Genomic DNA, 11,713 nt, shown 5'->3' on the forward strand with positions numbered 1-11,713 from the left:
CGGGCGTTCTTTCCGTTAATTCGGCCTGCGAGACGTATTTGCGACGACCCCTTTGGCCCCCATGGGAGACCAAGGATAACACGAGGCCGCGACGCCTCTGAACATGATTTCAATGTGTTTCTGCGTTGATTTCGCGGTTCCGACGAACATCGGCCCGCCGCACCGTCGGCCATCGTCGAGACAGCCGGGGAGAGAACGTCTGTTGCGTTGTGATTGATCCATGCAGGGAGTTGGAAGCGCCAGTTGCGCAAGGATGTCCATTGCGGACAGCGCCGACAATCCCGCAGCCATCTGAAGGCTCGCAACGGAACTCACGCGACACCCCTCAATTCAGGCGATCGTCTGCCCGATTCCCAGCCCGTGGCCGCACCATGATACCAGCCGCGAGGTAGTAAGGATGACGTTCAAAACTCGTCACCCCGCAACCCGCCGTGGTTGTGGTTTGCGCCAGATTCTGCCAGTTTAGCCGCCTGAAGGGACTTGTATGCACTCCTTGGCGGAAAGGGGCGTTCCTCCAGAGGAACGCCTAAAAACAAATCTCAGCGGCCTCTCAGATTGGGATGCGGCGCGCATCTTCCTGGAAGTCGTCCGCTGCGGAAGTTTCCGTTCGGCAGCCGAACGGCTGTCGTTGTCGATCAACGCTGTCCGCCGCCGCATTGACGATTTCGAGCGCCAGACCGGCACCACTCTGTTCACCCGCGACGTCCATGGCACGCATCTGACGGACGAGGGCGCGCTCGTCGTCTCCGCCGTCGAGCGGATGGAAGCAGCCGCGTTCGACGTGTTGCGCACCAGCGATTCGACCGGCAACGCCCTGTCCGGCGAGGTCCGTGTCGCCGTCACCGAGGGTCTCGGCACGTTCTGGCTCGCGCCGCGCCTGGTCGAATTCCAGCAGGCCTATCCGAAGATCCTGGTCGACCTGCATTGCGCCATGCGCTCGGCCGACGTCTCGCGCCACGAGGCCGACGTCGCCATCCACCTGTCACGGCCTTCTGCGCTCGACGTCAAGCTGGTGCGGCTCGGCCGCATGCATCTGATGTTCTGGGCTTCGGAGAAATACCTCGAGAAACACGGCACGCCGCGCTCGGCCCATGAATTGATCAAGCACCGCCTGGTGCTGCAATTCGCCGACCAGCTCGCCGCCAAGGAGACTTTTGAGAGCTTCTTCCCGGGCGTTCAGGAACGTGACCTTCTGGTCATGAAGACGAACGTCTCAAGCGCCAATTACTGGGCTGTCGCGAATGGCGCCGGAATCGGCGTATTCCCGAGTTACGCCATTGCGCTTGGCGGGAAGTTGATTCCACTGGAGGTCGAATTGAACCGACCGCTGGATATCTGGTTGTCCTACCATCCCGGTAGCGGCCGCATCCCGCGCGTTCGGCACATGATTGATTGGCTGATCGAGGCTTTCAATCCAGCTCGCTTCCCGTGGTTTAAGGAAGAGTTCGTGCACCCGCATGAATTCAAGGACTCGTATATGGGCGAACCCCTGACCCAGCTCTTCGGGGGATTTTCAACCGAAGAACGGTGAGAAACGACTATGAAAACAGCGGCGAAAAGAATGAAGCAGCGCAGTGCCGGCAAGCCGGACATTGAGCTTGGCAAGCGGATCCGTCTGCGGCGCGTCGAGATGAAGATCTCGCAGGCCGAGCTTGGCGAAAAGCTCGGCGTGAGCTTCCAGCAGGTCCAGAAATACGAGAAGGGCGTCAATCGCGTCGGCGCAGCCCGCCTGCAGCAGATCGCGTCCGCCCTCGACGTGCCCGTGACCTTCTTCTATGACGGCGACAACAAGGCGCGCGAAGTCGAAAGCCTGCTCTTCCTCGATTCGGCTTTCAGCCTCCGCCTGCTGCGCGCCTACAGCAAGATCAAGGATCAGACGGTGCAGCGTCAGCTCGTCTCGCTGATGGAATCGATCGCGGCCAACGAAAGCTGAGCCGATCGACGGTCTGGCCTTGACGGCCGACGTTCAATCCGCCGCGTCACGGGGGCGCGGCCGGATTGGACGAGATCGGCTGGATCGGATCTTCTGAACCAGATTTGACGTGCGCCATCCGCGCGCGGACTTCGTATTTCGGGGCGGCCTGACCGCCCTTTTTTCTTGTCCTTTTCCCCTCCCCATCCCGGTTTTCGCGAACCCATTCCGCCCTTGCCGCGACCCAATCGAGAGACTCCGCGGGCGGACGCGCTGAGCTTTCGACTGCCGTGCTTAATGGGACCTCAACACCGGCACCCTAATTTTCCGCCGATTTCACGAATCGGCGTACGCAGCGCGGCGGCCGAACATTGCCAATGCGAGCGCCCGTCCGGGCCTCGCTCTCCTGGGGGAAGATGGGACACATGTCGAAACGCCATGCGATGATCGTTGCCGTCGGCGTGCTCGCCAGCGCCTCTGCGCTGGCACAAACCGAGACCGTCGGACAGGCCACGCCCAAGCCGGCAACGGCCGGGACGGTGCCGGCTGCGGCCAATCCGGCCCACGCAGCTGCGCCGAAAACCGCAACGACGCCCGCCTCGACGCCCGAAAGCCGCTCGGCCGCGGCGCTCGCGCTGACGCACGAGCCGACCTATGACGAAGGCTCCGCCCAGCGCATCAAGGAGGCCGCGTTCAGCTATTCCGCACTCGCCGTACGCGGCGGCTGGCCGACGATCCCCGCGGATGCCAAATTCGCGCTTGGCGTCCAGGGCGCGAGCGACGATCTCCTGCGCAAGCGGCTGATCCTCTCCGGCGATCTTTCCGCCGACAAGACCAGCGGCGCCTTCGACCAGGATCTCGCCGACGCGGTGAAGCGCTTCCAGGCACGTCACGGCCTCGCGCCGACCGGCACGGTGACGCCGCGCACGCTCGCGGCGATGAACGTCTCCGTGCAGAAGCGCATCCGCCAGCTCGAGGCTTCGCTCGAGCGGCTCGAGAACATGAATTTCGGCTTCGGCCAGCGCTATATCGTGGTCAACATTCCCGCCGCCTTTGCCGAAGCGGTCGAGAACGACGTCGTGGTGCGGCGCTATCGCGTCATCGTCGGCAAGACCGAAAAGCCCTCGCCGACGCTGACCGCCCAGATCACCAGCGTCGTCCTCAATCCGACCTGGACGGTGCCGGCCTCGATCGCCAAGACCGAGATCTCGGCGCATATGCGCAAAGACCCGACCTATCTGTCGCGCATGCACATGGAGGTGCTCGACGCCCACGACAATCCGATCGATCCGCATTCGGTCGACTGGTCGGGCACGCGCACGCCGAACTTCACGGTGCGCCAGCACAACGGCACCTTCAATGCGCTCGGCGCGGTCAAGATCGACATGCCGAATTCCTATTCGGTCTACATGCACGACACCAACCAGCGCAATCTGTTCAGCGACGACTACCGGTTCGATTCCCACGGCTGCTCGCGCGTCGACAATGTGCGCGATCTCGCCGCCTGGCTGCTCAAGGACCAGCCGAAATGGAGCCGCGCCGCGATCGACGCGGAAATCGCCAGCGGCCAGCATCTCGAGGTCGCCATGGCGAAGAAGGTGCCGGTGGCCTGGATCTATCTCACGGCGTGGATGACCAAGGACCAGACCATCCAGTTCCGCAACGACGTCTATAACCAGGACGAGCAGCTGCTGGAGGCGACGGCCGAAGAGGCGGCGTTCTTCGGCAAGGCCGCCGGCCATCCGCTGACCGCGCACATGCATGTGACGCAATAGGCGCTTCTCGCGCCATGCAATCGCGGCACGGGCCGATGCAAAGCCGCGTCCCCTGCCGCGGTTGACCGCGGCCTCGGACCGGCCGCACATTGCGCCTCGCCAACCAACACGCGAGCGCGCGATGCCCGAGATCTCCAACGAAAAATCCTACGCCGACGGCAAGATCCTCCAGCACGCCGGCGACGGCGTCGGCGTGATCACCTTCAACAATCCCGACAAGCGCAACGCGATGTCGCTGGAGATGTGGGAGGGTTTTGGCGAGGCGCTGACGGCCTTGCGCGATGACGACGCCGTGCGGGTCGTGATCCTGCGCGGTGCCGGCGGCAAGGCGTTCGTGTCGGGAGCCGACATCAGCCAGTTCGAGAAGACTCGTCACAACGCCGCGGCGTCCGAGGAATACGCCAGGCGCAGCGTCGCCCAACGCGCGCTGCTTGCCGACTATCCGAAGCCGACCATCGCCTGCATCCAGGGCTTTTGCCTCGGTGGCGGCATGCAGGTCGCGATGCTTGCCGACATCCGCCTCGCCTCGCAGGACAGCCAGTTCGGCATCCCCGCGGCCCGGCTCGGCATCGCCTATGGCTATGACGGCTTGAAGCACCTGGTGTCGCTGGTCGGCCCGTCCTGGGCGCGGCTTCTGATGTACACCGGCATGCGCATCGATTCCGCCGAGGCGCTGCGCATCGGCCTCGTCGAGCGCGTGTTCCCGGAGGACCAGCTCTGGGGCGAGACCATGGCGATTGCCGAGACGATCTCGCAGAACGCCCCGCTCGCGATCAAGGCGGCCAAGATCACCATCGCGCAGGTCTTGAAGGACGAGAGCGCACGCGACATGGACGCGATCAAGGCGATCGGCACCGCATGCATGGACTCGGCGGATTTCCGCGAGGGCCGACAGGCGTTCATGGAGAAGCGCAAGCCGCAGTTTCAGGGCAAGTGAACGGCTGTCGTTGCAAACACGCCTCTCTCACCGCCGTCATTGCGAGGAGCTCTTGCGACGAAGCAGAGCGAGGTGAACCAACGTTCAGGAAGATTAAATTCCTCTCCCGCCTGCGTTGCGGTAGCAACCAATTGATCTGGCGCTAGTTCTCCCGGAACCAACGAGGGAGACTGCGATGAAACTCAAACTTGCTGTTCTTGGCCTGGCTACCATGGGCGGTATGGCGCTCGCTTCGGGACCGGCCCTTGCGGCAATGCCGAACGGCATTCCGCAGGCGGACCAGATTGCAAAAGGCCCGGCTGCCGACGTCGATCAGGTGCGTATGGTCTGCAACGCCTGGGGCCGCTGCTGGTGGCGTCCGAACTATTATGGCGCCTACGGCTACTATGGCGGCCCGCGCCGCTTCTACGGTTACGGCCCCCGTCCATGGGGCTACGGCCACCGCCACTGGCACCGCTGGTAAATGATGAAGGGGCCGTGAGGCCCCTTTTCTTGCGCAACGCTTTGTACTCACAAAAGGCGCGGACGCGGTGCGACTGCTTCTGCGCCGCTCGGCTATGATCTCGCGACCGGCAGCTCCCCAAACACCTCGATCAGGCGAAAGCGCTCACACATGAGCATCATGTCTTCGCTGAATCGTCCGAGCCGGCCGAAATAGGTGCGATGAGCGCTGCGCCAATAGTCCAGGCTTCGGTCGCCTTCGCCCTCGTCAAAGGCAAAGGCGGCGTCGACGTCATGGAAGCGCCGATATGTGACCTCGGTGCTTTCGATGACGCAGCGCGGCTCTCCCCGTCCATCGAGCACGACCCAGCGCTCGCCGGGCGTAGATGTGTTCGGCTCGTCTTCCGTGCTGCAGGTCGCGGTCTTGATGCCCCTGACGACGAGATCGAGCAATTCGTCCGCGAGCCCGGGGCTGTCGCCGAAAGCAAACGTCCGGAGATGTCGATAGCGTTCGGGGACCTGCCTGCTCATCCGCTTCCTTTCAGAGTGCGGCGATCACTGCCTTCGTGATGTCGGCCGTGCCGTTGCTGCCGCCAAATTCCATCGGCTTGATGCCGCCGGCATAGATCTGGTCGACCGCGCGCTCGATCTGCTCGCCGGCCTCGGCGGCGCTTTCGACACCATGCTTGTCGGCGAGCCAGTCCAGCATCATCGCGGCCGACAGGATCATGCCGGTGGGGTTGGCCTTGCCCTGCCCCATGATATCAGGCGCGGTGCCGTGGCAGGGCTGGAACACCGCATATTTGTCGCCGACGTCGGCGGACGGCGCCATGCCGAGACCGCCGATCAGGCTCGCGGTGATGTCGGAGACGATGTCGCCGAACATGTTCTCCATCACCATCACGTCGAAATCCCAGGGACGCTTGACCAGCATCGCCGAGCAGGCATCGACATAGAGCCGGTCGGTCTTTACGCCGGGATGCTTCTTCTCGATCTCGTCGAAGATGCCGCGGAAGAACGCAAAGGCCTTGAACACGTTCGCCTTGTCGACGCAGGTGAGCATCCCGGGCTTGCCGCGCGCCTTGCGCCGCTCGGCAAGACGGAACGAGAACTCGAACAGACGCTCGGAGGTCCGGCGCGTGATCACCATGGTCTCGCGCGCGTCCTCGTGGGTGACGACGCCCTTGCCCATCGAGGCGAACAGGCCCTCGGTGGATTCGCGGATCACGACGAGATCGATGCCGCGCTTGTCCGCGCCGACGATCGGGCTCGGCACGCCGGGAATGAGGCGCGCCGGCCGCACGCCGGCATAGAGATCGAAGATGAAGCGCAGCTCGATCTGCGGCGCGATCTCGGTATTGTCGGGGTAGCGCACCGACGGCAGGCCGCAGGCGCCCAGCAGGATCGCATCCGCCTCCTCGCACAGCTTGATCGTCGTATCAGGCATCGACTTGCCGGTGGCGAGATAATTGTTGGCGCCGGCCGGCGCCTCGGTGAAGCGGAAGCTGAGGCCGGATTTGTCGCCGACCTTGCGCAGCACCTCGAGCGCCGGCGCCATGACTTCGGGACCGATGCCGTCACCGGCGAGCACGGCAATGTGGAAGGCGTTGTTTGCGGACATGGGGGTTCCTGAGAGGAGGAGGTGTCATCCCGGGGCGGCGCGAAGAGCCGAACCCGGGATCTCGAGATTCCGGGTTCGATGCTTTGCATCGCCCCGGAATGACGTAAAGAGAAACTACGGCGTCAGCACCGTGCGGCCGACCACCGCGCCCTGTTGCAATTGCACCAGCGCGTCGTTGGCCTTGCTGAGCGGGGCCTTTGTCACCGGGATCGGCGCCACGTTCTTCGCCCGCACGAGGTCGAGCAGCTCCTGCGTTTCGCGCAGGTTGCCGACATAGCTGCCCTGGATCGTCACCGCCTTGATCGGGATCAGCGGCAGCGCCCAGGTCGCGCCGCCGCCGAACAGGCCGACGATGATGAGCTTGCCGCCCTTGGTCAGACAGTCGAAGCCGAGCTGCGTCGTGGCGGAGTTGCCGACGAGGTCGATCACGGCGCGGATCGGCCCGCCCGCCTTCTTCGCAAGCTGCTCCAGCGCATCCGGCGCCTTGGGATCGACGGTTGCGAGCGTGCCGGCCTTTTCGGCCGCTTCGCGCTTCCTGGCGTCGATGTCGACCATGATCGCGCCCTTGCCGCCCATCGCCTTGAGCAGCGACAGCGCCATCAGGCCGAGGCCGCCGGCGCCGAACATCACGATCGGCGTGTCGAAATGCTGCTCGACCTTCTTCAGCGCGCTGTAGGTGGTGACGCCCGAGCAGGCATAGGGCGCTGTGGTCGCGGGATCGAGGCCCTTCAGATTGAGCAGATAGCGTGGATGCGGCACCAGCATGTGATCGGAATAGCCGCCGTCGCAATAGACGCCGAGCGAGCGCGGCGTCAGGCACATGTTCTCGTCGCCGCCAAGGCAGGTCGCGCACTTGCCGCAGCCGATCCAGGGATAGACGAGGCCGACATCACCCAGCTTGAGATCGCCCTGGTCGGTCGGCTTCACGTCCGGGCCGAAGGCCAGGACTTCGCCGACGGTCTCGTGGCCCATGGTCAGCGGCAGGTTGATGCCGCGGTCCTTCAGCGATAGCGGCTTGCGGCCGTGGCCGAGATCGTAGCCGCCTTCCCAGATGTGGAGGTCGCTGTGGCAGACGCCGGCGGCCTTCACCTTGATCAGCACCTGCGTGCCCGAGGGCTGCGGCGTCGCCTCGTCGAACTCCTGCAGCGGCGCCTTGAAATCGGCAACCTTGAAACTCTTCATTGGAATCCTCCCGGCATGCTTGTCGTTCTCGGCCTCACCATGCCATGGCCGGCGAGACGAGACAAACCGGTCTTAGTTCAGGCCAGCGGATGGTGGCAAGCGGCGAACTGGCCGGGGGCGACCTCGCGCAACTCCGGTATCTCCGCGCTGCATCGCTGATCGGCGCGTGGGCAGCGGGTGCGGAAGCGGCAGCCTGACGGCGGTGCAATCGGCGATGGCGGCTCGCCGGTCGCCACACTCTCGGCGGGACGCACATCCGGATCGGGCACCGGGATCGCCTGCAGCAACAGGCTGGTGTAGGGATGCGCCGGCCGCGCGAACAATTGCTCCGAGGGCCCGACCTCGCAGAGCCGACCGAGATACATCACTGCGACGCGGTCGCTGACGGCTTTGACCACCGCGAGGTCATGCGCGATGAACAGCAGCGTGAGGCCGAAGCGCGCCTTCATCTCCTCCAGCAGGTTGAGGATCTGTGCGCGGATGGAGACGTCGAGCGCCGAGACCGGCTCGTCGCAGACGATGAACTCGGGGTTGAGCACCAGCGACCGCGCGATGCAGATGCGCTGGCACTGGCCGCCGGAGAATTCGTGCGGCAGGCGGCCCACGACGAGATCAGGATCGAGCCCGACCGCCGCGAGCACCTCGTGAACCCTACGCTTGCGCTCCGCAGCATTCTTGACGCCGGCGATGATCAGCGGCTCGGCGACGATGTCGCCGATGCGCCGGCGCGGATTGAGCGAGGCGATCGGATCCTGGAAGATCAGCTGCACGCGGCGCCGCATCCTGCGCAGCGCCTCGCCCTCCATCGCGGTGAGGTCTTCGCCGTCGAACAGCACCCGGCCGGATTTGGCGCGGCGCAATTGCAGCACCGCGCGCCCGAGCGTCGACTTGCCGCAGCCGGATTCGCCGACCAGCCCCAGCGTCTCGCCGCGCGCGACCTGGAGGCTGACGCCGGAGACGGCATGAACCGTCTTGTTGCCGAGGCCATACTCGACGACGAGATTGTCGACGTTGAGAAGCGCCTCGTTGCGCACCGCCAGCTGCATCATGCGCCGATCCCCTCAGTCATCCGGATCGGATGGAAGCAGGCGTAGAGATGATCAGGCATCTCCGCGCCCTTCAGCCCGGGCTTGGTTTCGCGACAGTGGCCGGTGGCATAGCGGCAGCGCGGCGCGAAAGAGCAGCCCTGCAGCGGCCGCGTCGGATCGGGTGGACGACCGGATATCGCAGGCAGCGGCGTGTGCGGCGTGGTTTCCAGCTTCGGGATCGCCGCCAGCAGCGCCTCGGTGTAGGGCATGTGCATGCGCTTGAACAATGCTGGCGTCGGCGCGCGCTCCACCACCCTACCCGCATACATCACCGCGACCTCGTCGGCGCGGCCGGCGACGACGCCGAGATCGTGGGTGATGATGATCATCGCCATGTGACGGCGCTGCTGCTCGCGCGCGAGCAGATCGAGGATCTGCGCCTGGATGGTCACGTCGAGCGCCGTGGTCGGCTCGTCCGCGATCAGGAGCTTCGGCTCGCAGGACAGCGCGATCGCGATCGCGATGCGCTGGCGCATGCCGCCGGAGCATTGATGCGGATATTGCGCGAGCCGCTGCTCCGGCGCCGGAATGCCGACGGCAGCCAGCAGCTCGATGCTGCGCGCCTTCGCCGCGGGCGCATCGAGCTCGAGATGCTCCTGGATCGTCTCCATCAGTTGCGTGCCGATGGTGAGCACCGGGTTGAGCGAGGTCATGGGATCCTGGAACACGACCGCGAGATCGCGCCCGCGCAGCTGTCGCAGGCTCTCGCGATCGAGCCGCACCAGATCCTGGCCGTCGAACATCACGCGTCCCGTCAGCTTCGCCTTCCTCGGCAGCAGCTGAAGCACCGCGCGCGACAGCATGGTCTTGCCGCAGCCGGACTCGCCGACGATGCCGAGTGTGCGCCCCGCATCCAGTGACAGATCCACGTGATCGACAGCGCGCAAGTTTCCACGCGGGGTCGGCAGCTCGACTGCGACGTCCTCGATGGTCAGGAGCGGCATGCTCACAGCGCCCCCTGACGCGGGTCGGTCAGCGCCCGCAAGGTGTCGCCGACGAGGTTGAAGGCCAGCACGGTCAGGAACAGGCCCGCTGCCGGCAGGAAGGCGAGCCGTGGCGCGACGTCGAGACTTTCGCGCCCCTCGCCGATCATGCTGCCCCAGCTCGCCATCGGCGGCGGCACGCCGAGGCCGAGGAAGGACAGCGCGCCCTCGACCACGATGGTGACGGCGACGCCGAGCAGGAAGAAGGCCAGCAGTGGCAGGATCACGTTCGGTAGCAACTCGCGCAAGAGGATGCGTGCATGGCTCGCACCCAGCGCCTCGGCTGCGATCACGAACTCGCGCCGCGCCAGCGTCAGTGTCGCCGCGCGCGCCACCCGCATGAAGGCGGGAATGCCGAGCACGCCGAGGATCAATGTGAGATTGGGAATGGACTGGCCGAGATAGGCGGTCACCGCGAGCGCGAAGATCAGCGGCGGAAACGCCAGCAGCACGTCCATGCTGCCGACCACCAGCGTCTCGAACCGCCCTCGGAAATAGCCCGCGAGCAGGCCGAGCGCGCCGCCGAACACGAGGCCAATCATCGGCGCGATCAGTCCGACCGTCAGCGAAACGCGCGCGCCAAAAATCAGTCGGGCGAGCTCGTCGCGGCCGAGCCCGTCGGTGCCGAGCCAGTGCTCGGTCGAAAACGCGGCGCGGCGCTCCAGCATGTCCATATCTACAGGGTTCTGCAGCGGCAGCACCGGCGCCAGGATCGCCAATGTCAGGATGATCGCGAGCCAGCCGCTCGCGAGCCAGAACAGCAACCCGAGCTTGCGCCCGCGTCGCACCGGCGTAGATACGGCCTCGTCCTGCATCGACAGCTCAAGCGTGGCCATGGCGGATCCTCGGATCGAGCACGGCGTAGAGCATGTCGACGATGAAATTGACGATGACGAAGCCGCAGGCCACCAGCAGCACCACGCCCTGGAGGATGACGAGGTCGCGGGTGTAGATCGCCCCGACCAGCAGCCGGCCGATGCCGGGCAGCGCGAAGATCGATTCCACGATCAGCGTGCCGCCGAGCAGGCGGCCGATATTGATGCCGGTCACCGTCACCAGGGTCAGCGACGAAGGCTTGAGCGCATGCACGAACAGGATGCGTGATGGCTTGAGCCCCTTGGCCTTGGCCAGCGCGATATAGTCCTCCTGCAAGGTCGCGATCATGTCGGAGCGCAGCACCCGCATGATGCCGGGCCATTCCGCCAGCGCCAGCGTCAACGCTGGCAGCACGAAGAAGCGCAAATTGGCCAACGGCTCCTCGGTGAACGGCACATAGCCGGTCGCCGGCAGCCAATGCAGCTCGACCGCGAACAGGTAGATCAGGAGGATCGCCATCAGGAAGGACGGCATCGACAGCATCGCGAAGGCACTGCCGGTCATGAAGCGGTCGAAGGCGCCGCCGGCGCGCGCGGCGCAGGCGATCGCGACGGGAACGCCGATCAGCAGCCCGATGAACTCGGCCATCAGCATCAGCTGGAGCGAGACCGGAATGCGCTCGGCGACCGCCTGCAGCACGGTCTGCCCGGTGCGGAACGAGCGGCCGAGATCGCCTTGCAGCACGTGACCGAGCCAGCTCAGGTAGCGCCACCACAATGGCTGGTCGAGCCCCATGTCACGGCGCAGCGCCGCGACATTCTCCGGCGTCGCCTGGTCACCGAGGATGACGAAGGCGAGATCGCCGGGGAGCAGCGAGGCGATCAGGAAGGTGAGCAGCGAGACGGCAAGCAGCACCGGCAGGATGGCAAGGAGCCGCCGAACGACGAAGTTCAGCATC

12 protein-coding genes are annotated in these 11,713 nt (G+C 65.2%); 5 read left to right on the forward strand and 7 right to left on the reverse strand.

Going from position 1 to position 11,713, the window contains the following annotated elements:
* Nucleotides 1-484 precede the first annotated feature (484 nt).
* The 5 genes from N2603_RS32090 to N2603_RS32110 all read left to right on the forward strand — a co-directional run bounded on the left by N2603_RS32090 (nucleotide 485) and on the right by N2603_RS32110 (nucleotide 5,087).
* Nucleotides 485-1,531, forward strand: a complete 1,047-nt coding sequence (locus N2603_RS32090; RefSeq protein ID WP_018648228.1) for a LysR family transcriptional regulator — start codon at nucleotides 485-487, stop codon at nucleotides 1,529-1,531.
* A gap of 30 nt (nucleotides 1,532-1,561) precedes the next feature.
* Nucleotides 1,562-1,933, forward strand: coding sequence for a helix-turn-helix domain-containing protein (locus tag N2603_RS32095; RefSeq protein WP_020608151.1), 372 nt, complete (start codon nucleotides 1,562-1,564; stop codon nucleotides 1,931-1,933).
* A gap of 404 nt (nucleotides 1,934-2,337) precedes the next feature.
* Nucleotides 2,338-3,687, forward strand: coding sequence for a L,D-transpeptidase family protein (locus tag N2603_RS32100; protein ID WP_260385278.1), 1,350 nt, complete (start codon nucleotides 2,338-2,340; stop codon nucleotides 3,685-3,687).
* Between the two features lie 121 nt (nucleotides 3,688-3,808).
* A complete protein-coding gene (locus N2603_RS32105) occupies nucleotides 3,809-4,624 on the forward strand; it encodes an enoyl-CoA hydratase (protein ID WP_018648231.1) in 816 nt (271 codons plus the stop codon).
* Nucleotides 4,625-4,799: 175 nt separating this feature from the next.
* Nucleotides 4,800-5,087, forward strand: coding sequence for a hypothetical protein (locus N2603_RS32110; protein WP_260385279.1), 288 nt, complete (start codon nucleotides 4,800-4,802; stop codon nucleotides 5,085-5,087).
* 92 nt (nucleotides 5,088-5,179) lie between these two features.
* Here the strand turns inward: N2603_RS32110 and N2603_RS32115 are convergent, their stop codons facing one another.
* The 7 genes from N2603_RS32115 to N2603_RS32145 all read right to left on the reverse strand — a co-directional run bounded on the left by N2603_RS32115 (nucleotide 5,180) and on the right by N2603_RS32145 (nucleotide 11,712).
* On the reverse strand, nucleotides 5,180-5,596 hold the full coding sequence (locus tag N2603_RS32115) for an ASCH domain-containing protein (RefSeq protein WP_260385280.1): 417 nt from the start codon (nucleotides 5,594-5,596) through the stop codon (nucleotides 5,180-5,182).
* Nucleotides 5,597-5,606: 10 nt separating this feature from the next.
* Nucleotides 5,607-6,686, reverse strand: a complete 1,080-nt coding sequence (locus tag N2603_RS32120) for an isocitrate/isopropylmalate dehydrogenase family protein (RefSeq protein WP_260385281.1) — start codon at nucleotides 6,684-6,686, stop codon at nucleotides 5,607-5,609.
* A gap of 114 nt (nucleotides 6,687-6,800) precedes the next feature.
* Nucleotides 6,801-7,868: an alcohol dehydrogenase gene (locus N2603_RS32125; RefSeq protein ID WP_260385282.1), complete on the reverse strand. Its 1,068-nt coding sequence runs from the start codon at nucleotides 7,866-7,868 to the stop codon at nucleotides 6,801-6,803.
* Between the two features lie 77 nt (nucleotides 7,869-7,945).
* On the reverse strand, nucleotides 7,946-8,917 hold the full coding sequence (locus tag N2603_RS32130; RefSeq protein WP_260385283.1) for an ABC transporter ATP-binding protein: 972 nt from the start codon (nucleotides 8,915-8,917) through the stop codon (nucleotides 7,946-7,948).
* Nucleotides 8,914-9,906, reverse strand: a complete 993-nt coding sequence (locus N2603_RS32135) for an ABC transporter ATP-binding protein (protein ID WP_260385284.1) — start codon at nucleotides 9,904-9,906, stop codon at nucleotides 8,914-8,916. The genes N2603_RS32130 and N2603_RS32135 overlap by 4 nt, the downstream gene beginning before the upstream one ends.
* Nucleotides 9,903-10,775 (reverse strand): ABC transporter permease, encoded by an 873-nt coding sequence (locus N2603_RS32140; protein WP_260385285.1) that lies wholly within the window; start codon nucleotides 10,773-10,775, stop codon nucleotides 9,903-9,905. The genes N2603_RS32135 and N2603_RS32140 overlap by 4 nt, the downstream gene beginning before the upstream one ends.
* On the reverse strand, nucleotides 10,762-11,712 hold the full coding sequence (locus N2603_RS32145) for an ABC transporter permease (RefSeq protein ID WP_018648238.1): 951 nt from the start codon (nucleotides 11,710-11,712) through the stop codon (nucleotides 10,762-10,764). The genes N2603_RS32140 and N2603_RS32145 overlap by 14 nt, the downstream gene beginning before the upstream one ends.
* Nucleotide 11,713 lies beyond the last annotated feature (1 nt).

This window comes from Bradyrhizobium huanghuaihaiense, from assembly GCF_025200885.1.
GTDB lineage: Bacteria > Pseudomonadota > Alphaproteobacteria > Rhizobiales > Xanthobacteraceae > Bradyrhizobium > Bradyrhizobium huanghuaihaiense.

Excerpts from the sequence above, each read along its gene's own strand:
- N2603_RS32090 (WP_018648228.1), top strand. The coding sequence starts at position 485 with ATGCACTCCTTGGCGGAAAGGGGCGTTCCTCCAGAGGAACGCCTAAAA.
- N2603_RS32095 (WP_020608151.1), top strand. The coding sequence starts at position 1,562 with ATGAAGCAGCGCAGTGCCGGCAAGCCGGACATTGAGCTTGGCAAGCGG.
- N2603_RS32100 (WP_260385278.1), top strand. The coding sequence starts at position 2,338 with ATGTCGAAACGCCATGCGATGATCGTTGCCGTCGGCGTGCTCGCCAGC.
- N2603_RS32105 (WP_018648231.1), top strand. The coding sequence starts at position 3,809 with ATGCCCGAGATCTCCAACGAAAAATCCTACGCCGACGGCAAGATCCTC.
- N2603_RS32110 (WP_260385279.1), top strand. The coding sequence starts at position 4,800 with ATGAAACTCAAACTTGCTGTTCTTGGCCTGGCTACCATGGGCGGTATG.
- N2603_RS32115 (WP_260385280.1), bottom strand. The coding sequence starts at position 5,596 with ATGAGCAGGCAGGTCCCCGAACGCTATCGACATCTCCGGACGTTTGCT.
- N2603_RS32120 (WP_260385281.1), bottom strand. The coding sequence starts at position 6,686 with ATGTCCGCAAACAACGCCTTCCACATTGCCGTGCTCGCCGGTGACGGC.
- N2603_RS32125 (WP_260385282.1), bottom strand. The coding sequence starts at position 7,868 with ATGAAGAGTTTCAAGGTTGCCGATTTCAAGGCGCCGCTGCAGGAGTTC.
- N2603_RS32130 (WP_260385283.1), bottom strand. The coding sequence starts at position 8,917 with ATGATGCAGCTGGCGGTGCGCAACGAGGCGCTTCTCAACGTCGACAAT.
- N2603_RS32140 (WP_260385285.1), bottom strand. The coding sequence starts at position 10,775 with ATGGCCACGCTTGAGCTGTCGATGCAGGACGAGGCCGTATCTACGCCG.
- N2603_RS32145 (WP_018648238.1), bottom strand. The coding sequence starts at position 11,712 with ATGCTGAACTTCGTCGTTCGGCGGCTCCTTGCCATCCTGCCGGTGCTG.